At 70.1% G+C, this 18,885-nt stretch carries 16 protein-coding genes; 7 read left to right on the top strand and 9 right to left on the bottom strand.

Annotation, left to right across the window (positions count from 1 at the left end):
- Window positions 1-6: 6 nt before the first annotated feature.
- From ACFVVM_RS02775 to ACFVVM_RS02790, 4 genes are all read right to left on the bottom strand, one after another.
- Window positions 7-966: an MvdC/MvdD family ATP grasp protein gene (locus ACFVVM_RS02775; protein ID WP_387612333.1), complete on the bottom strand. Its 960-nt coding sequence runs from the start codon at window positions 964-966 to the stop codon at window positions 7-9.
- Between the two features lie 14 nt (window positions 967-980).
- A complete protein-coding gene (locus ACFVVM_RS02780) occupies window positions 981-1,400 on the bottom strand; it encodes a hypothetical protein (protein ID WP_387612335.1) in 420 nt (139 codons plus the stop codon).
- A gap of 288 nt (window positions 1,401-1,688) precedes the next feature.
- Complete coding sequence (locus tag ACFVVM_RS02785) at window positions 1,689-2,108, bottom strand: acyl-CoA thioesterase (protein ID WP_387612337.1); 420 nt, start codon at window positions 2,106-2,108, stop codon at window positions 1,689-1,691.
- Between the two features lie 88 nt (window positions 2,109-2,196).
- Window positions 2,197-2,691 (bottom strand): cupin domain-containing protein, encoded by a 495-nt coding sequence (locus ACFVVM_RS02790; protein WP_387612339.1) that lies wholly within the window; start codon window positions 2,689-2,691, stop codon window positions 2,197-2,199.
- A 65-nt stretch (window positions 2,692-2,756) separates the two neighbouring features.
- Here ACFVVM_RS02790 and ACFVVM_RS02795 point away from each other — a divergent pair, with 65 nt between their 5' ends.
- The gene (locus ACFVVM_RS02795; RefSeq protein WP_387612341.1) at window positions 2,757-3,257 is read left to right on the top strand and encodes a MarR family winged helix-turn-helix transcriptional regulator; all 501 of its coding nucleotides are present in this window, start codon (window positions 2,757-2,759) and stop codon (window positions 3,255-3,257) included.
- 16 nt (window positions 3,258-3,273) lie between these two features.
- Here the strand turns inward: ACFVVM_RS02795 and ACFVVM_RS02800 are convergent, their stop codons facing one another.
- From ACFVVM_RS02800 to acnA, 3 genes are all read right to left on the bottom strand, one after another.
- Window positions 3,274-6,294 (bottom strand): protein kinase, encoded by a 3,021-nt coding sequence (locus ACFVVM_RS02800; RefSeq protein ID WP_387612342.1) that lies wholly within the window; start codon window positions 6,292-6,294, stop codon window positions 3,274-3,276.
- A 46-nt stretch (window positions 6,295-6,340) separates the two neighbouring features.
- Window positions 6,341-6,907, bottom strand: a complete 567-nt coding sequence (locus ACFVVM_RS02805) for a helix-turn-helix domain-containing protein (RefSeq protein ID WP_387612344.1) — start codon at window positions 6,905-6,907, stop codon at window positions 6,341-6,343.
- Window positions 6,908-7,041: 134 nt separating this feature from the next.
- Window positions 7,042-9,840, bottom strand: coding sequence for an aconitate hydratase AcnA (gene acnA / locus ACFVVM_RS02810; RefSeq protein ID WP_387612346.1), 2,799 nt, complete (start codon window positions 9,838-9,840; stop codon window positions 7,042-7,044).
- Between the two features lie 271 nt (window positions 9,841-10,111).
- On the opposite strand from acnA, the gene ACFVVM_RS02815 reads away from it, so the two are divergent.
- On the top strand, window positions 10,112-10,684 hold the full coding sequence (locus tag ACFVVM_RS02815; protein WP_387612348.1) for a DUF6676 family protein: 573 nt from the start codon (window positions 10,112-10,114) through the stop codon (window positions 10,682-10,684).
- Window positions 10,685-11,003: 319 nt separating this feature from the next.
- Window positions 11,004-12,371 (top strand): NlpC/P60 family protein, encoded by a 1,368-nt coding sequence (locus ACFVVM_RS02820; protein WP_387612350.1) that lies wholly within the window; start codon window positions 11,004-11,006, stop codon window positions 12,369-12,371.
- Between the two features lie 12 nt (window positions 12,372-12,383).
- Here ACFVVM_RS02820 and ACFVVM_RS02825 read toward each other — a convergent pair whose 3' ends face one another.
- Together ACFVVM_RS02825 and ACFVVM_RS02830 are read right to left on the bottom strand one after the other, a co-directional pair.
- Window positions 12,384-13,061, bottom strand: coding sequence for a class F sortase (locus ACFVVM_RS02825; protein WP_387612352.1), 678 nt, complete (start codon window positions 13,059-13,061; stop codon window positions 12,384-12,386).
- On the bottom strand, window positions 13,058-14,440 hold the full coding sequence (locus ACFVVM_RS02830) for a beta strand repeat-containing protein (RefSeq protein WP_387612354.1): 1,383 nt from the start codon (window positions 14,438-14,440) through the stop codon (window positions 13,058-13,060). Before ACFVVM_RS02830 ends, ACFVVM_RS02825 begins: the two co-directional genes overlap by 4 nt.
- 478 nt (window positions 14,441-14,918) lie before the next feature.
- Between ACFVVM_RS02830 and ACFVVM_RS02835 the strand changes: the two genes are divergently transcribed.
- The 4 genes from ACFVVM_RS02835 to fabG1 all read left to right on the top strand — a co-directional run bounded on the left by ACFVVM_RS02835 (window position 14,919) and on the right by fabG1 (window position 18,868).
- Window positions 14,919-16,085, top strand: a complete 1,167-nt coding sequence (locus tag ACFVVM_RS02835; RefSeq protein ID WP_387612355.1) for an AAA family ATPase — start codon at window positions 14,919-14,921, stop codon at window positions 16,083-16,085.
- A 29-nt stretch (window positions 16,086-16,114) separates the two neighbouring features.
- Window positions 16,115-17,065 carry a DUF58 domain-containing protein gene (locus tag ACFVVM_RS02840; protein WP_387612357.1) on the top strand — a complete coding sequence of 317 codons (951 nt, stop codon included), beginning with the start codon at window positions 16,115-16,117 and terminating at the stop codon, window positions 17,063-17,065.
- The gene (locus ACFVVM_RS02845) at window positions 17,062-18,066 is read left to right on the top strand and encodes a VWA domain-containing protein (RefSeq protein ID WP_387612359.1); all 1,005 of its coding nucleotides are present in this window, start codon (window positions 17,062-17,064) and stop codon (window positions 18,064-18,066) included. The genes ACFVVM_RS02840 and ACFVVM_RS02845 overlap by 4 nt, the downstream gene beginning before the upstream one ends.
- A gap of 85 nt (window positions 18,067-18,151) precedes the next feature.
- On the top strand, window positions 18,152-18,868 hold the full coding sequence (gene fabG1 / locus ACFVVM_RS02850) for a 3-oxoacyl-ACP reductase FabG1 (protein WP_387612361.1): 717 nt from the start codon (window positions 18,152-18,154) through the stop codon (window positions 18,866-18,868).
- The last annotated feature ends 17 nt before the right edge of the window (window positions 18,869-18,885 follow it).

Below are 18,885 nucleotides of genomic sequence, written 5' to 3' on the forward strand. Positions count from 1 at the left end.
GGGTTCTCACCAGCCCGACACTGCTCCGTCCCCGCGGACCAGCAGGTTCGCCAGGCTGGTGAACAGGGGTAGACCCGTCTTGATCTCCAGGTAGGCGAACTGCCCCTGCGGATTCACCTCGAGGAAGTAGTACTCCCCGTCGGTGCCGAGGCGCAGGTCGACGACGCCGAAGCTCAGTCCGAGCGCGCCCATCAGGGTGGCCAGTGACTTGCTGACCGAGGCGGGCAGCCGGTCGGGCGCGAACGCCACCGAGGTGTCGAGCCGGGAATCGACCCGGCCAACCCCGGCCTGGGAGTCGATCCGCACCGTCCACTCGACGCCGTCGACCCACACCACCCGCAGATCGCAGCTGGCCTCGACGTAGTCCTGGAACGTGGTCGGCGTCGACCGGATGGAGACGAGCCTGCCCAGTTCCGGGCGGGTGATGATCCTGGTCTCGGAGAACTCGCCGCGGCCGGTCCCGGTGCGCTTGTACACCACTGGGCCGGAACGGGATTCGACGAAACTGCGGGCCTCGTCCGGGTCGTTGGTGATCAGTGTTTCCGGGATGGTGAACCCGGCGCGCTGGGCGGTCTCGAGCTGCACGATCTTGCGCGCCGCGGTGCGTTCGGCGGCCGGATCGTTGACCCAGTACGCCGGGATCGACCAGAGCATGCCCTGGATGAACCCGTCGCACTCGGCCTGGCGGAATTCGTCGTCGGCGGCGCGCACGCCGCTGGGCACCCGGCACGGATGCGGGCGGCGCCACCAGACCGCGCGCACGTCGTCGAGCCCGTGGACATGGGACATGGCGCGGTTGGTGCCCGCCTTGTCGAGCCGGAAACTGCCTGTCTCGGTGGGGAAGTCGCGCAGATCGAGCCGGATCGGATCGAGTCCGTGCTGTTCTCTGAGGGTGGCGGCCATCGCATCGGCGTGTAGGTCGTCGGTCTCGGAGATGACGAGTACGGCGTCGGTCGCGCGTTCCATGCCCGTCGGCCGCTTCAGTCGAGGCTGTCGCAGTTGATGCCGTCGCGGAACGTGAACGTGGCCCCGGTGACGCCGCCTCGTTCGGCGATTCGCAACTTGGCCGCCCAGCCGCGGGTGGCCTTGGCCAGCAGGTCGTCACCGAGCGCCTCGGACGGTTCCTGCGCCAGTGTGATCGGCCGGTCGACCAGCTCCACGCGCATCCTGCGGGTGAAATCGGCGGTGGCGCCGGGCCGGATGTCGACCTGTACCTCCCGCTGGTCGGCCCCGCCGTGATCGGCGGTGAGCCGCACGACATCGCGACGATCGAAGGTCCAGGTACCGCCGTCGACCCGGACCGAGATGTCGCGGTCCGACTCGGCCACCAGCAGTCCGCGCAAGGCGGGTCCCCGACTCCGGGACGACGCGGTAGCGGGGAGGTGGATGGCGTCGGTCATGGGCACTCACTCCGATCTTCTCGTCTGCTCGCGATTTGCCAGAACCCCTGAAGGTGCTTCGGATCATAGCGTGATCGCGTGCGCCGCCGAGCCGGTTCGCGAGATTTGCAGAGCCCCGGGCAAACCGCCGAGCGGCGCGTGATCCCCTTGTGGGGAGAGAATTTCGGACAACTCGGCGCGAGATCGCCCCGTCGCCTGGGCAATCGATCAGCAAACCGGAATGACGACGGCGCGGCCGGTATCACCGGACGGTTGCCGGATGATTCCTGCCGCGCCGTGGCGTCGGAGTCAGAGGCCGAGCAGTTCGGGATTCTCGGCGAGGTTGCGGAAGTGCTCGGCCGGTTCGGGGACGAGCTTGCGGGTTCGCAGATCCATCGCGCCTGCCACCACGGTGATCTCCGCGGCGACGGTGCCGTCGAGCTTGATGATCCGGTGGTGGAAGCGGAACACCTTCTCGCCCTCCTGCCAGTCGAACTCGCAGGTCACGGTGACCTCGTCGCCGCCGCGCAGCTCGCGCCGGTACTTGATCGTCGACTCGAGCACCACCGCGCCGATGCCGCTGGCGATGAACTTGTCCTGCGGGATGTCCGCCGCGCGCATCAGCTCCCAGCGGGCGTGCTCGCCGTACTGGTGGTAGACGGCGTGGTTGAGGTGGCCCTGGGTGTCGAGCTCGTAGCCGCGGACGAGGACCGGTACGGAGAACGTCATACGGTGTATAACCGAGGTCTTCGCGGCACTTGTTCCCGAGGCGGGTGCAATCTCGGCCACAGTGCCGCCGGTCCGGTATGGCCCCAGCTCAGGCGCGGTGGGCGGTGCGCTCGGCCCACCACGCGGGCGCGTCGACGAAGTGATTGTCGAATTCCTCCTGGGCGGCGACGAATTCGTCGTGCGTGCCCTCGCCGCGCAGCAGCCGGTCGAGCAGGCGGAAGTACTCGAAGCGCTGCACGCCCGGCATCAGCGCGATGAGAATGCGCGCGCCGCTGTCGGGGGTGGCGCCGAAGGCGTGCGGCATCTGCCGCGGCACCACCAGCGAGCCGCCCGCGCCCACGGTCAGGATCTCGTCACCCGCCATGACCTGCAGTTCGCCGTCGGCGACGTAGAACAGCTCGTCGGATCGGGTGTGGTAGTGCGGCGCGGCCCCGTCGGCGCCCTGGTTCATGGTGACCTCGAGCGTGCTGACGGCCCCGGCGCTGGCATCGGCGTCGATGAGCAGGCGCATCCGCACGGAGTCGGTGCCGAGGGTCTCGGCGTCCTGCGGCCGGCAGAGGGCGATGTCGCGGGTGTTCGTCATGGCCATTCCGTTCGTCGGTTGATAATTCGCTATCGAACTATATCCCATCGAATAGAATCCTGTCCATGGATGAACCGACCCCGGACGCGGTGGATGCGATCGCGGCGCAGTGGCGCCGGGAACGGCCCGAACTCGACCTGACGGCGATGGCGGTCTTCGGCAGGCTGGGCCGGTTGATGGGCGTGGCCACCGCCCGCATCGAAAAGGTGTTCACGGCGCACGGATTGCAGCGCGGGGAGTTCGATGTGCTTGCGGCACTTCGCCGTTCGGGGGAGCCCTTCGAACTCAACCCCTCGGTGCTCGCCGACACCCTGATGCTGTCGCGGGCGGGGATGACCGGGCGGATCGACCGGCTGGAGGCGGCGGGCCTGGTCCGCCGGATCGCCGATCGCGCGGACCGGCGCGCGGTCCGGGTGGCACTCACCGAGCAGGGGCGCGAGCTCGTCGACACGGTGGTGGTGGCACACACCGAGAACGAGACGGCCATGCTGTCGGTCCTGGCCCCCGCCGACCGCGCGGCCCTGGACCGCATCGCACGAGAACTCCTGCGGGAGTGGGAAACCTGATCCTGCCGACGGCGGATCAGTCCCAGAGCAGCTCCCAGACGGTGACAGCGGTGGGTTCGCGGGTGACCGCGGTGCGACCGTCGGCGGACAGCTGGATCTCGGCCAGGCCGGTGAAGGAACGGTACGTGCCGTCGGACAGTTCGCCGGTGGACAGGTCGAACAGTTTCAGTCCGCTGCGGTATACGAGCGCGAAGGTGCCGTCGGCCGCGAGCGCGGCCGCGGTGACCGGACCGGGTGGCAGGGCCGCACCGGTCCGCTCCTGGTCCGGATACCAGACGCGCTGGGAGCCGTCGTGTCCGGTGAGCAAGGCGGTGCGCCCGTCCGCGCTGACCTGCACCCGGTCCACGCCGTCCACACCGACCGGGTGTGGTTGCCCCTCCGCCGTCGTCCTGGTCAGCTGACCGTTCGGGTCGACGTCCAGCCGGGACCCGTCGGCCAGCCGCGCGACGCCGGGCACCGGCTCGTCGGCCGGGGTCATCGTCCGGGTGATCGTGTCGATCCACCACCAGCCCGGCGTGGTGACCCCGTCGAAGTCCCGGGGAGCGAGCACCGCGACCCGGGCGCCGTCGGCGGCGAGGTGGATCCGTTCGCACGACCGGATGCCCAGCGGCCGGGGCCACAGCGCCTGGAATTCCCCGCGCCGGTGGCCGAGGACCTCGCGCCGCAACCGGACCAGCGCGGGGTGGCGCTGCGCGGTCGGCAGCTGGTCTGCCGCGCGCAGGCAGGCGCGTGCCTCGGGCAGTTTCCCGGCGTCGAGGAGCTGCCGGGTCAGGTCGACGGCGGCGCGCACGGCCCGGTGCCGGTGCCGCCACCCCGGCGGTGGCAGCAGCAGTGGCGCCTCGACGCGCCGGGAGACGTAGAACGTGCTCACCGTGCCGTTCTGTGTCGCGACCACGACCTTCGTTTCCCGGTCGGCCAGGACGGCGTGGGTCACCGGCGGGCCCCCGGTGACGAGGGTGCGCAGAACCCGGCCGGTGGACACCTCGGCGAGGAACACCGCGCCCGCGGCCGTGCCGACCACGGCCAGCGCGCCGTCGGCACTCGTCGCGACGATCGGCGATGCCGGATCGGTTCCGGCGGAACGCGGTGGCGTCGCGGGTGCGTCCGCGAGAAGGTGGACACCTCCGTCGGCATCGAGGCGCCCGATGGGTGCGCCGATCCGTTCGGTGGACGCCGTGCCGTGGACCTGGCGGTGATGGGCCGTGGCCAGCAGGCGCTGGGCCATCGGATCGTGGGGCAGCTGCCAGGAGAGCAGGTCGAGGTGCCTGCGCGACCCGCCGCCGTCGCACCGTTCCAGCGCGACCGCGCCGAGGAGCAGCTCGTACACCGGGTCGAGCGGATCCGAGCGCTGCGCGTCCAGCACACCCGCCCGCATCTGGAGGTCGGTGATCGCGCCGGTCTTCCAGTCCAGCCGGAGACGATGGTAGACCGCGTAGGGGTGGGTGGGGTCCTGCTCGACCGCGGCGGTCAGGAGCGCGCGAGCGGTACCGAGCTCGCCGAGCTCCAGCCACGACAGCGCCTCGTTGACCACGGCCTCGACCGGACGCCGCTCGGGCGCGGCCGGGCGCCTGCGCGGATGGTCCACACCGAAGAGCCGACGGTGGGCGGCGATCAGCCGGTCGGCGACGGCGTTCATGTCGTGCGGCCGAGAGGCGTACGGCTGCAGGCACTGTGCGAGCACCTCGGCTATCTCCGGCGGCAGCGGGGGGACATCCTGTGCGGGACGCGGTGCCGGGCCGGTGCCGTCGACGAGCAGGCCCAGCAGGTGGGGCGCCTCGGTGCCGAGCGTCGAGGGGCGGTGGCCGTGGAACATCGCCAGGACCGTCGCCGCCCACGACCACACATCGGTGGAGCGGTCGAGCAGCTGCCGGGTTCCGGTGGACCAGGCGTACTGCTCGGGGGAGCAGAAGGCCGGGGTGAATCCGGCGTATCCGGCGGCGACGGTCCCGGCCAGATCCACCGCCCGGCGCAGGGCCTCGACCTGCCGGGGCACGCCCACCGTCCACGCCCTGGCCAGGCCGATGTCGGTGATCTTGGCGAGCGTGCGGCCGTCGGGCTCGGACGCGAGCAAGATATTGCCCGGCTTGACGTCTTGGTGTACGAGACCGCACCGGTGCACGTGATCGAGGCCCCACGCGCTCTGGATCGCGATGTCGAGAATCCGGGCGAGCGCGGTCGACCGGCCCTGCGCGTAGAGCCTGCGGTCCTCGATCGCGTCGGCGAGACTGCCGCCGGGCACCCACTCGGCCATCACCCGCGGCAGTCCGCGATACCGCGACACATAGCGGCAGGCCACGACATTCGGGTGCTCGCCGAGTTCGAGCCAGGCACGGGCCTCGGCCTCGAACATCGGCAGCACCGACGGGTCGGCGAAATGCTCCCCGCGCGGTGCCTTCACCGCGAGATCGACGCCCCAATCGCGGTGGTGGACCCGGTAGACCACGCCCATCCCGCCCGCGGTGATGATCGCGGTGACCTCGTAGCGCTCGTCGACCACCTCGCCCAGTGCCCACTCGTCGCCCGGCACGGCCGCAGCCTCCCTGGCCGTGACGACATCGGTGCCGAGCTCGCGCAGGAACGTGCCGACGGTGCCGTCGGGGTGGTCGAGCAGGCCCAGGAACAGGTGGACGGCACGGGGATCGGGCTCGCCGTCGCCGCCCGTGGCGCGGGGATCGGCCGCGGCCCGCTCGTGCATGCGGCCCAAGACCAGGGTGGCCTGCGTGTGCGGGCGTAGGCGCGGTTCGTCCTCGTGGCACGGTGCGGAGTGGTCGGCACGCCAGGTCGCCGCGGCCGTCTCGGCGGCCCGATCGGGATCGATCCCCGCGCGCCACACCATGTCACGGAGTTCGCCGAGTTCGTCGGCCAGTTCGCTGCGCTGTGCGTCGTGACGGGCCGCGGCGGGCAGGCTCAGCGCGTCACGGCGGCACGCCTGCCACAGCGCCAGCAGCAGGATCCAGGAGGTCCAGTAGGTGCGCATGCCCTGATCACGGGCGGCTCTGCGGGTGAGATCGAGGACGAACTCGCGGCTGACGGACACCTCTCACCCTACCCGAAAGGGCTGCGGCGGAGCGGTTCTCGGGCCGTCAGTCGCGCCGGCGGACCGAGGCCTCGACCAGGTCGAGCACGGCAGAGAGATTGTCGTCGGTGTGACCGGAGGCGATGCGGGCGATCAGGCCGTCGAGCACCAGGTCGAGGTAGCCGAGCAGGACGTCGGTGGGCACGTCGTCACGCAGGGCGCCCGCGGCCTTGCGGCGCTCGAGGCGGGCCAGGGTGGCCGCGGTGAGCTCGGCCGAGCGCTGGGTCCAGCTCGCGCGGAAGTCGGGATCGGTGCGGACCCGGCGGGCGATCTCGAGCCGGGTGCCGAGCCAGTTGAATTCCTCTGGGCGCGCGAGCATGTCGCGCATCACCTGCACGATGCCCTGCGTGGCCGCGACCTCGGCCATTCGTTCGGCGTCGTCCTTGGCCAGGGCGAGGAACAGGGCGTCCTTGTCCCGGAAGTGATGGAAGATGGCGCCGCGCGAGAGGCCGATCGCTTCTTCCAGACGGCGCACGGTGGCGCCGTCGTAGCCGTATTCGGCGAAGCACCGCCGAGCACCGTCGAGGATCTGGCTGCGCCGGGCGGCGAGGTGGTCGTCGCTGACCTTGGGCATGAGTCCTCCAGCTGGCGAATACGCGGGCCCCCGCCCCGGCGAACCGAGACGGGGGCTGTCGCACTATGTGGCATCCACGAGGGATGCCATTGCGGCGCGGCATCATCGGATGTCGCGCCACCTCGGACGGGCAATCAGCCGCGGATCATGTTCCGGAGCACGTACTGCAGGATGCCGCCGTTGCGGTAGTAGTCCGCCTCACCGGGGGTGTCGATGCGCACGACCGCGTCGAAGATGACCTTCTCGCCGTCTTCCTTGGTCGCGGTGACCTTGAGGGTCTTCGGGGTGACACCCTCGTTGAGGGCGGTGATGCCCTCGATGTCGAAGGTCTCGGTGCCCGTCAGGCCCAGGGTCAGCGCCGACTCGCCCACCGGGAACTGCAGCGGGACGACGCCCATGCCGATGAGGTTGGAGCGGTGGATGCGCTCGAACGACTCGGTGATGACGGCCTTGACGCCGAGCAGGCTGGTGCCCTTGGCGGCCCAGTCACGCGAGGAGCCCGAACCGTATTCCTTGCCACCGAGCACGACCAGCGGGATGCCCGCGGCCTGGTAGTTCTGCGAGGCGTCGTAGATGAACGCCTGCGGGCCACCGGGCTGGGTGAAGTCGCGGGTGTAACCACCCGAGACGTCGTCGAGCAGCTGGTTGCGCAGCCGGATGTTGGCGAAGGTGCCGCGGATCATCACCTCGTGGTTACCACGACGCGAGCCCAGCGAGTTGTAGTCCTTGCGCTCCACACCGTGGGAATCCAGGTACTGCGCGGCCGGGGTGCCCGGCTTGATCGGACCGGCCGGGGAGATGTGGTCGGTGGTGACCGAGTCGCCCAGCAGCGCCAGCACGCGCGCGCCCTTGATGTCGGAGACCGGCGACGGCTCCATCTGCATGCCGTCGAAGTACGGCGCCTTGCGGACGTAGGTCGAGTTCTCGTCCCACTCGAAGGTGTCGCCCTCGGGGGTGTTCAGGCCCTGCCAGCGCTCGTCACCGGCGAAGACGGTGGCGTAGGACTTGCGGAACATGTCCTGGCTGATCGCCGACTTGATGGTGTCGTCGATCTCCTGGGCCGAGGGCCAGATGTCCTTCAGGAACACGTCGTTGCCGTCGGTGTCCTTGCCGAGGGAGTCGGTCTCGAAGTCGAAGTCCATCGTGCCCGCGAGCGCGTAGGCGATGACCAGCGGCGGCGAGGCCAGGTAGTTCATCTTCACGTCGGGGGAGATGCGACCCTCGAAGTTACGGTTGCCCGAGAGCACCGCGGTGACCGAGAGATCGTTGTCGTTGATCGCGGCCGAGATCTCCTCGGGCAGCGGACCGGTGTTGCCGATGCAGGTGGTGCAGCCGTAGCCACCCACGTAGAAGCCGAGCTTCTCGAGGTAGGGCCACAGGCCCGCCTTCTCGTAGTAGTCGGTGACGACCTGCGAACCCGGCGCCATGTTGGTCTTCACCCACGGCTTGGACGACAGGCCCTTCTCGACGGCGTTGCGCGCGAGCAGCGCGGCGCCGAGCATGACCGACGGGTTGGAGGTGTTGGTGCAGGAGGTGATGCCCGCGACCACGACGGCGCCGTGATCGAGCACGAACTCACCGCGCTCGGACTTGACCCGCACCGGCTTGGACGGACGGCCCTCGGAGCCGTTGGCGGCCGAGGTCACGTCGATCGCGCCGTCGTCGGCGAAGGACAGCTCGGCGGGATCCGACGCGGGGAAGGACTCCTCGATCGCCTCGTCGAGCTGGGTGTGCGGGGTGGCGACCGCGTCGTCGGTGTAGTTGTAGATGTCCTTGCGGAACGCGATCTTCGACTCGCTCAGCAGGATGCGGTCCTGCGGGCGCTTCGGACCGGCGATCGAGGGGACGACGGTGCCCAGGTCGAGCTCGAGGTACTCGGAGTACTCCGGCTCCTTGTCGGCGTCGTGCCACATGCCCTGTTCCTTGGCGTACGCCTCGACGAGCGCGAGCTGCTCGTCGGTGCGGCCGGTCAGGCGCAGGTAGTTGATGGTCTCGCCGTCGATCGGGAAGATCGCCGCGGTGGAACCGAACTCGGGGCTCATGTTGCCCAGGGTCGCGCGGTTGGCCAGCGGCACCTCGGCCACGCCGGCACCGTAGAACTCGACGAACTTGCCGACCACGCCGTGCTTGCGCAGCATGTCGGTGACGGTGAGCACCACGTCGGTGGCGGTCACGCCCGGCTTGATCTCGCCGCTGAGCTTGAAGCCCACCACGCGCGGGATCAGCATGGAGACCGGCTGACCCAGCATCGCGGCCTCGGCCTCGATGCCGCCGACGCCCCAGCCCAGCACGCCCAGGCCGTTGACCATGGTGGTGTGCGAGTCGGTGCCGACACAGGTGTCGGGGTAGGCCTGGCCGTTGCGGACCATGACGGTGGGCGCCAGGTACTCGATGTTGACCTGGTGGACGATGCCCATGCCCGGGGGGACGACCTTGAAGTCGTCGAAGGCGCCCTGGCCCCAGCGCAGGAACTGGTAACGCTCGCCGTTGCGCTCGTACTCGAGGTCGACGTTGCGCTCCAGCGCGTCCGCGCGGCCGAAGACGTCCAGGATCACCGAGTGGTCGATGACCATGTCGGCGGGGGACAGCGGGTTCACCTTGCTCGGGTCGCCACCGAGAGTGGTGACGGCCTCACGCATGGTGGCGAGGTCGACGATGCAGGGCACGCCGGTGAAGTCCTGCATGATCACGCGCGCGGGGGTGAACTGGATCTCGACGCTCGGCTGCGCCGAGGGATCCCAGTTCGCGATCGCGCGGATGTGATCGGCGGTGATGTTGGCGCCGTCCTCGGTGCGCAGCAGGTTCTCCGCAAGCACCTTCAGGGCGTAGGGCAGCTTCTCGGTGCCGGGAACAGCCGAGAGACGGAAGATCTCGTAGGAGTTGCTTCCGACCTCGAGCGTGCCTTTGGCGCCGAAGGTATCAATCTTCGTCACGTCAGCTCCACTCATGTGTGAGGGTGTGCCACCGGCGGGGCTGTGCCGGTGGCTCGCGTCTTCGGAGGGGATCCGGCGCCGTGAGCGCCGGTTTCCTCGCCGTACGAGCCTAACAGTACGCTTGTCCTATGAAATACGCGGGGCCGGTTCGGGGCGCCGTGTGGCGGTGTCCGGGCACGGCGTCGCGTACTGTGCCTGTCGAGCGGGTCGGGGATAGACGCAGTGACGCTCACCTTGGCAGTGTTGGATGCCCGTCGCGACGTAGGCGAACGTGGCTCGACAGACCGGATGGATGATGACCGTCTTCTACACCTTCGCCCCGATGGCCGCGGAACTGCCGCCGAACATCGAGTTGAGCAGCGTTCGGTCCGATCTGGCCGACAACGGCGTCGCCGCACCCAAGGGCAAGGACCAGGAAGAACTGGCCGCGATCGTCGCCCAGGCGCGCGCCGAGGGCATTCCGCTCAGCGTCGTCGTCGTCCCCGGCAATCCCGGCCACGATTCGAGCCTACGCGACCTGGCCACCGAGCTGGGTAACACCACCCAGGGCACGATCGCGGTGGTCAGCGACGACTGGATCGGCACGCACAGCGACAGCATCAGCCGGGTGCGCCTCGAGTGGGCCGAGGATGTGGCCAAGTACCGGGGCAACCACCCCGAAGAGGCCGTGCAGGCCTTCGTCGACCGGCTCGAGCAGCCCGAGGGCGTCTCCTGGGGCGTGATCACCGGTGTCCTGCTGGCCCTCACCGCCCTGGCGATCGCCGGGCTGTACATCGTGAAGGCTCGTCGCGGGCCGGACGACGCCGGGGTCCCCGCGCGCACCGATGCGGGCTCCACCCGCTAACTGGTTTCACTCCAGTCACATTTCCAGACCACTGGTCTGTTCTTAGCAGGGAAAACCTGTTGCTCGTCAGGCTAATTCTGGGCAATCGGCGAATCGCCGCCCGATGTTCCCGTGGCAGATGTTTCCTTTGTGAAGTATGTGTCGTACGGTGGCGATGTTCGCGATCGTGAAAGCAGTGGTTCAGGGGGCATTGGACGACTCCTGTGGTCGATGAGTCGGCTGGTGCGCCGGTGGCGTAGGACGAGTCGAGTCACTCGGAGGTGCCGTGCGCGGTGCGGGCAGGCAGGACGAGCCAGGTCTATTACGGATAGCGATCGGTTTGCTGGCGGCGCTGGCGGTGCTGGTGAGCGCGGGACCGGTCGCGGCGGTGCCACCACCTCCCCCCAATCCGTCCGATGCCGAGATCGTCGGCGCGGGTGCGGAAGTCGACGCGCGGGTGGGCGAGATCGGGGTGCTGATCAACCGGGTCGCCGCGGCCGATCAGCAGTTGCAGGCCCTCGACGACGCGCTCGCGGTCAAACGCGAGGCGGTCAACCAGGCGCTGGTCGATCTGCAGACCGCCCGCGACGCCGCCGACGCCGCCGCGGCCGCGGTGGCCGACAGTCAGGCCCAGCTCACCGACGCGGGCACGAAAGTCGATGCGGCGCGGGCGGATTTCGATCAGCTCGCCACCCAGGCCTACGTGCGTCCCGCCACCAGCTCGGTCGTCACCTACCTCGCCTCCTCGACACCCGACGCCGCGATGGACCGCGCGCAGGTGCTGAGCCTGGTCTCGAAGAATCAGCGCCAGGTCCTCGACGGCCTGCGGCGCGCCCAGATCGCCCAGGCCAATCAGAACTCGGCCGCCCGCCAGGCCAAGGCCGACGCCGACACCGCCGCGGGCGCGGCCGAACAGCGGAAGAACGCCGCCCAGAGCGCGGTCGAGGTCGCCCGCGCCGAATTCGACACCCAGGCCACCGCCCGCGACACCCTGCAGCGCGACCGCGCCGCCGCCCAGTCCGCCCTCGACGTGGCGCGCTCGACCGTGGCCGGGCTGCAGAGCCAGCGCGAGATCTTCCTGACCTGGGACGACCAGCGCCAGGCCGAGCTGACCGCGCTGCTGGCCGCCGCCAATGCCGCCGCCGCCCGCGCCGCCGCCGATCAGGCCGCCCGCGATCGCGCCGCCCAGCTGGGCGAGGGCCAGCGTCCGCACACCGATCTGGAATCCACGCCCGCCTCACCACGCAAGACCAAGCCGAGGCCGACCACCCCGCAGGTCACCGGCTCCGCGGCGATCGAGACGGTGATCGACCGGGCGATGTCGCAACTGGGTGTCACCTACGCCTGGGGCGGCGGTGACGAGGACGGCCCGACCCTCGGCATCCGCGACGGCGGCGTCGCCGACCGGCACGGCGACTACAACAAGGTCGGCTTCGACTGCTCGGGCCTGATGCTCTACGCCTTCGCCGGGATCGGCGTCTCGCTGCCGCACTACAGCGGCTACCAGTACAACGCCGGCACCCGCGTGGACGTCGCAGATCGTGAACGTGGCGACATGCTGTTCTGGGGCCCCGGCGGCAGCGCCCACGTTGCCCTCTATCTGGGCAACGGCACGATGATCGAGGCGCCCGAATCCGGTGACGTCGTGAAGATCTCGCCGGTCCGCACCGCCGGAATCATGCCGTACGCGGTGCGCATCGTCACCTGAGGCGCATTCGAGTCAGCGGTCGCTGCTCACCGCGTCGTCGAGGGCGGCTGTCGGCCCGGTGGTGGCGACGAGGGTCGCGGAGACGATGACATTGGCCAGATAGCGTCGGTGGGCGGGGTCGAACGCGCCGCCGCAGGTGATGAGCCGGAGGCGGGCGGTGCCGTCGTCGGCGAACACCCGGTCGGTGGGGAACAGGTCTTTGTCCACGGTCTCGGTGCGGTCGACGACGTAGCGGGCGGTACTGCCGTCGCGCCGGGTCACCCGCACATCGTCACCGGCGGTCAGCTCGCCGAGCCGGAAGAAGACCGCGGGTCCGCCGGTCGAATCCACGTGCCCGAGAACGACTGCGGAGCCCGCTTCGCCGGGGCTCGGACCCGGTTCGAACCAGGACGCGTGCTCGAAATCCGAGGGCGCGGCGAGTGCTCCGGTCGCGGTGGTGCCGCTGCGCTGTGGGCTCGTATCGAGGCCGATCCGCGGAATCTCGAGCCGGGTCGGTGCCGAGCGGTTCAGCGGTGTGGCCGCGCGAACCGCACCGGGCAGCGTGGTCTCCGCGGCGACGGGCGGCGGGTCGGCGCGGCGGGGAGTCTGGGTGACGGCGGCGGTGAACAACACCGCCGCCACCCCGACCAGCACCAGCGCCATCCCGCGGGACAACGCGATCCGCGAACGCCGCTTCGGCCGATCGGTCACGCCCGGCTCCGCCGCGCGGACCGCTGATTCCCCCGCACGGCGACGGCCGCGCCGAGCAGGGCCAGAACACCGAAACCCGCCAGCATCAACCGATCGTCGGTCAAGCGCCCGCCGGAACCGGTCTCCGGTGCGCCGGAGGGTGCGGCGTATCCGCCCGCCGCTGTCGAGTTCGTCGACGAATTGTCACCGGCCGGACCACTGGCCTGTGGCGAGCCGCTGTGCGCTGACGAACCGCCGCTGCTGTTCGGTGCCGCCGAGTCGCTCGACCCGCCGTTCTTCGGTGCTGTCGAGTCGCCCGAGCCGTCGCTGTCCGGGGTGCCCGGACCGCCCCGAGTCCCTGGTGCCGTCGGGGCAGTGGGCCCGCCCTGGCCTGGTGCCGCGGGAGTCAGCGAGGAACCCGCGCCCAGCGCTGCGCCCGCGCCCAGCGCTGCGCCCGCGCCCAGCGCTGCGCCCGCGCCCAGCGCCGCGCTGCCGACTGCGGCGCTGCCGACTGCGGCGCTGCCGACTGCCGCGCTGCCGACTGCCGCGCTGCCGACTGCCGCGCTGCCAACTGCCGCGCTGCCGACACCGGCGCTGCCGGTGCCGAGCAGCAGGGCCAAGGTTCCCAAGCTGCTGCTGATTCCGAGGCCACCGGCCGTGCTTCCGGTGCCGAGCAGCGCTCCGAGGCCGAGTGCCGCGCCACCGGCGCCCACCGCGCTTCCGGTGTCGAGCAAGGCCGCGAGTGCGCCGAGGCCCGCGGCCGAACTCCCGGTCGCCAGCAGGTCGGCGGCGCTCCCGGCGCCCAACGCACTGCCGGTACCCAGCGCGGAACCGGTCGCGAGTGCATCGGCACTTCCGGTGCCCAGCGCGGAACCGGTGCCGAGTGCGTCGGCGCTCCCAGCCCCGAGTGCCGATCCGCTGCCGAGTGTGTCCGCACCCAATGCGCTACCCGCACCCAGTGTTTCGGCGCTGCCAGTGCCCACCGCGGAACCGGTGCCGAGTGCGTCTGTTCCCGCGCCGAGCACCCCACCGGTTCCCGCGTCCGTACTGCCGGTCCCGGTGCCGAGCGCACCCGCGCTTCCGGTGCCGAGGCCCAGTTCGGTGCCTGCCGCACCGCCGCTGCCCAGTGCGTCAGCGCTACCGGTGCCGAGTGCGCCGGCCGCCGTGCCGCTGCCCGAGCCGAGCGGTGTGGCGCTGCCCGTGCCGAGGCCGAGTTCAGTGCCCACCGCATCGCTCCCGGCGCTGCCGGGAGCGAGCACACCCGCCGCGCCGAGGCCCGCCGAACCGGTGTCGATACCGACCACGCTGACGCCGGGCAGCGTCGGCGGTTGCGCGGCCGCCATCGGTGCGGCGGCGAGGCCGACGGCGGTCACGGTGGCGAGGGCGGCGGACGACAGCAAACCGCGAGATAACCGAACTGAGGGGGAGAACCACATGCAGATCACCTTCTATGGAGAGAAATCAGCCTGATGGCTGGTAATCGTCCGCACCGTGGACCGGTGTCCGGATACAGGCCATAGAACCGTTGAACAGGCTGGAAAGATGCCGTTGAGCTGTGTGTTCAAGGACACCAGGTTCGAGAATGCGGCCGCTTGCTGGGTGTCCGTCCGCCGTTGAATCCGCATCGTTATGCCGCAGGTCCGTTGCGAGCAAGCTCATGTTGCCGAATAATTGCGGTAGTGGCATGTGCGGTTCGGCACTGGGCAGGCGGCCCGTGTCCCACAGGCGGCCGCAATCCGACATGCGTAGGGTGGCGGGCATACCGAGCTGGGCTGGGTAATACGACGAATTCGCGTCCACTCCTGGCCGGTTGCGGCGCGCCGGGCTATTACCTGGAATAGTTGGGGCGGCACGCACAGGACCAAAGCGAAAGCGGGGATGTTGGTGACTTCGACGGAAGGTGTGAGCGGGCCGAAGCTGGCGAAGGACGCCGGATCGGCTACGCCCAGCACCCTGGAGCGTGACGTCCAGACTCTCGAGAAGGCGATATACGAGGTCAAGCGGGTCATCGTCGGTCAGGATCAGCTCGTCGAGCGGCTGCTCGTCGGAGTGCTGGCCCGTGGTCACGTGCTGCTCGAGGGTGTGCCCGGCGTCGCCAAGACGCTCGCCGTGGAAACCTTCGCCAAGGTCGTCGGCGGTTCGTTCTCCCGGGTGCAGTTCACCCCGGACCTGGTGCCCACCGACCTCATCGGTACCCGCATCTACCGGCAGGGCCGCGAGGAGTTCGACACCGAACTCGGCCCGGTCGTCGCCAACTTCGTCCTGGCCGACGAGATCAACCGCGCACCGGCCAAGGTCCAGTCGGCGCTGCTCGAGGTGATGGCCGAGCGCAAGCTCTCCATCGGCGGCAAGACCTACCCGATGCCCGATCCGTTCCTGGTCATGGCGACCCAGAACCCGATCGAGAGCGAGGGCGTCTACCCGCTGCCCGAGGCCCAGCGCGACCGCTTCCTGTTCAAGGTCGTCGTCGACTACCCCTCGGTCGAGGAAGAGCGCGAGATCATCTACCGGATGGGTGTGTCGGCGCCGGAGCCCAAGCAGATCCTCGCCCCCGAGGACATCATCCGGCTGCAGAAGCTGGCCGCCAACACCTTCGTGCACCACGCGCTGGTCGACTACGTGGTCCGGGTGATCACCGCGACCCGCACTCCCGCCGAGTTCGGCATGCCCGATGTGGCGAACTGGATCTCCTACGGCGCCTCCCCGCGCGCCAGCCTCGGCATCATCGCCGCGGCCCGCTCGGTGGCGCTGATCCGCGGTCGTGACTACGTGGTCCCGCAGGACGTCGTCGAGGTGATCCCGGACGTGCTGCGCCACCGCCTCGTCCTGTCCTACGACGCGCTGGCCGACGAGGTCTCGCCCGAGCACGTCATCAAGCGCGTGCTGCAGACCGTCGGGCTGCCCCAGGTCGCCCCGCAGGCCGTCGGCGGCCAGCAGGCACCGCAGCAGCCGCCGGTGCCGCAGCCGCCCGCCCAGCCTCAGCCCGTGCCGCAGCCGGTGAACGGGCAGCAGTCCCAGCCCGCCGGCCACGTCGCGCCCCAGTGAGTGCGCCCGAACCCGTTGTCCGAGTGCCGATGTCGTCCCACGCGCCGCCGTCGTTCCGTGCCGGTGAGCTGACCGATCCGAAGCTGGCCGCCGCACTCAAGACGCTGGAACTCACCGTGCGCCGCCGCCTGGACGGGGTGCTGCACGGTGACCACCAGGGCCTGATCCCCGGTCCGGGTTCGGAACCGGGGGAGGCGCGGCTGTACCAGCCGGGCGACGATGTGCGACAGATGGATTGGTCGGTGACCGCCCGCACCACCCATCCGCACGTGCGGCAGATGATCGCCGACCGTGAGCTCGAGACCTGGCTCGTGGTCGACCTGTCGTCGAGCCTGGACTTCGGCACCGGCCGGGTGCAGAAGCGCGATCTGGCGATCGCGGCGGCCGCGGCCATCACCCATCTCACCTCCGGCGGCGGCAACCGCATCGGCGCCGTCGTCGCCACCGGCCAGGACCTGGTGCGCATCCCGGCCCGCAGCGGCCGCCTGCACGCCCAGACCATGCTGCGCGGCATCGCCACCACCCCGCACGCTCGCGACGGTGTGCGCGGCGACCTGAAGGCGGGCATCGAATCGCTGCGCCGCCCGCAACGCAAACGCGGTCTGGCCGTGGTGATCAGCGATTTCCTCGGCGAGGTCGAATGGCAGCGCTCACTGCGCGCCATCTCCGCGCGCCACGATCTGCTCGCGGTGGAGGTACTCGACCCGCTCGACGTCGCCCTGCCCGACAGCGGTGACGTGGTGCTGCACGATCCCGAATCCGGGCGCACCCGCGAGTTCAGCGTCACGCCCACCCTGCGCGCCGATTTCGCGACCGCGGCCAAGGCGCAGCGCGAGGATGTACATCAGGCGCTGCGCAGCTGCGGCGCGCCGGTGCTCACCCTGCAGACCGACCGGGACTGGATCGCCGACGTGGTCCGGTTCGTCTCCACCCGGCGCCACAGCCTCGGCGCCCCGACCGGGCGGGTGCCTCGCCAGTGAGTATTTCGCATTTCACGGCCGCCGCCTGGCTGGGTTTCCTCGCCGTCGTCGCGCTGCTCGTCCTCGGCTATGTGCTGGTCCAGCGGGCCAGGCACAAGCGCATGCTGCAGTTCGGCAACATGGCGGTGCTCGAACGGGTCGCCCCCTCGCGGCCGAGCCCGATGCGGCACGCGCCGATCGCGCTGATCCTGGTCGGCCTGATCCTGCTCACCATCGCCGCCGCGGGACCGACCGCGGTGCAGAAGGTGCCGCGCAACCGGGCCACCGTCGTGCTGGTGGTCGACGTGTCGCTGTCGATGGAGGCCACCGACGTGCCGCCGAGCAGGCTCGAGGTCGCGCAGGAGGCGGGCAAGAACTTCGTCGACGGCCTGACCCCCGGCATCAACCTGGGTTTCGTCACCTACGCCGGCACCGCCTCGGTGATGGTGTCACCGACCACCAATCGCGAGGCGGTCAAGCACGCGATCGACAGCATGAAGCTGGCCGAGCGCACCGCCACCGGCGAGGGCATCCTCACCGCGCTGCAGTCGATCGATACCCTCGCCGCCGTGCTCGGCGGCGCCGAGACGCCTCCGCCCGCGCGCGTGGTGCTGATGTCGGACGGCAAGCAGACCGTGCCCGACGACAAGGACGTCGACAATCCCCGCCACGGTTTCACCGCGGCGCGCCTGGCCAAGAACAAGGGCATCCCGGTCTCGACGATCTCCTTCGGCACCGAATGGGGTTCGGTGGAGATCCCCGACACCGACGGCCGCGGCTCCCAGCGGGTGAAGGTGCCCGTCGACAACGACTCGCTGCGCGAGATCGCCGAGCTGTCCGGTGGCGACTTCTACACCGCGTCCTCGCTGGCCGAGCTCACCGCCGTCTACGACACCCTCGAAGAGCAGATCGGCTACGAGACCACCCGCGGCGACGCGAGCAGGCCCTGGCTGCTGCTGGGCATGGTGTCCATCGCGGCCGGTGTCGTGTTCAGCTTGCTCTATCGTCAACGCCTGCCCTAGCACGCACCGCCCCGCGTTTGTGAGCCGTCGCAACGGCGCGACCCTGACGCGGGGCCCACGAACTGGAACAGATAGGTTGGACCCTATGTCGAACGTCACATCCCGGTCGGTCCTGGTCACCGGCGGTAATCGCGGTATCGGTCTCGCGGTCGCCCAGCGGCTGGCCGCCGACGGCCACAAGGTCGCCGTCACCCATCGCGGATCGGGTGCACCCGACGGCCTGTTCGGCGTGAAATGCGATGTCACCGACAGTGATTCGGTCGACCGTGCGTTCACCGAGGTCGAGGAGCACCAGGGTCCGGTCGAGGTGCTGGTGGCCAATGCGGGCATCACCGACGACACCCTGCTGATGCGGATGACCGAGGAACAGTTCGAGCGCGTCATCGACGCCAACCTCACCGGTGCCTTCCGGGTCGCCAAGCGCGCCAACCGCGCCATGCTGCGCGCTCGCTGGGGCCGGATGATCTTCTTGGGTTCGGTCGTCGGCCTCGGTGGCGGCCCCGGTCAGATCAACTACGCCTCGTCCAAGGCCGGCGTGATCGGTATGGCCCGCTCCATCACCCGCGAGCTGGGTTCGCGTTCGATCACCGCCAACGTGGTCGCGCCCGGTTTCATCGAGACCGACATGACCGCCGAGCTGCCCGAGGACCTGAAGGAAACCGCCAAGAAGTTCATCCCGCTGGGCCGTCTCGGCCAGGCCGAGGATGTCGCCGCGGTGATCAGCTTCCTGGCTTCCGAGGACTCCCGTTACGTGACCGGCGCCGTCATCCCGGTCGACGGCGGCATGGGCATGGGCCACTGATCCGCTAACGGATCGCA

It is taken from the genome of Nocardia sp. NPDC058176, assembly GCF_042883805.1.
In the GTDB taxonomy this organism is placed as follows: domain Bacteria; phylum Actinomycetota; class Actinomycetes; order Mycobacteriales; family Mycobacteriaceae; genus Nocardia.

Bases quoted from the DNA above. Each gene is read 5' to 3' on its own strand.
- ACFVVM_RS02780 (WP_387612335.1), bottom strand. From the start codon at position 1,400: ATGACCGACGCCATCCACCTCCCCGCTACCGCGTCGTCCCGGAGTCGG.
- ACFVVM_RS02835 (WP_387612355.1), top strand. From the start codon at position 14,919: ATGTTGGTGACTTCGACGGAAGGTGTGAGCGGGCCGAAGCTGGCGAAG.
- ACFVVM_RS02775 (WP_387612333.1), bottom strand. From the start codon at position 966: ATGGAACGCGCGACCGACGCCGTACTCGTCATCTCCGAGACCGACGAC.
- ACFVVM_RS02785 (WP_387612337.1), bottom strand. From the start codon at position 2,108: ATGACGTTCTCCGTACCGGTCCTCGTCCGCGGCTACGAGCTCGACACC.
- ACFVVM_RS02840 (WP_387612357.1), top strand. From the start codon at position 16,115: ATGTCGTCCCACGCGCCGCCGTCGTTCCGTGCCGGTGAGCTGACCGAT.
- ACFVVM_RS02790 (WP_387612339.1), bottom strand. From the start codon at position 2,691: ATGACGAACACCCGCGACATCGCCCTCTGCCGGCCGCAGGACGCCGAG.
- fabG1 (WP_387612361.1), top strand. From the start codon at position 18,152: ATGTCGAACGTCACATCCCGGTCGGTCCTGGTCACCGGCGGTAATCGC.
- ACFVVM_RS02795 (WP_387612341.1), top strand. From the start codon at position 2,757: ATGGATGAACCGACCCCGGACGCGGTGGATGCGATCGCGGCGCAGTGG.
- ACFVVM_RS02805 (WP_387612344.1), bottom strand. From the start codon at position 6,907: ATGCCCAAGGTCAGCGACGACCACCTCGCCGCCCGGCGCAGCCAGATC.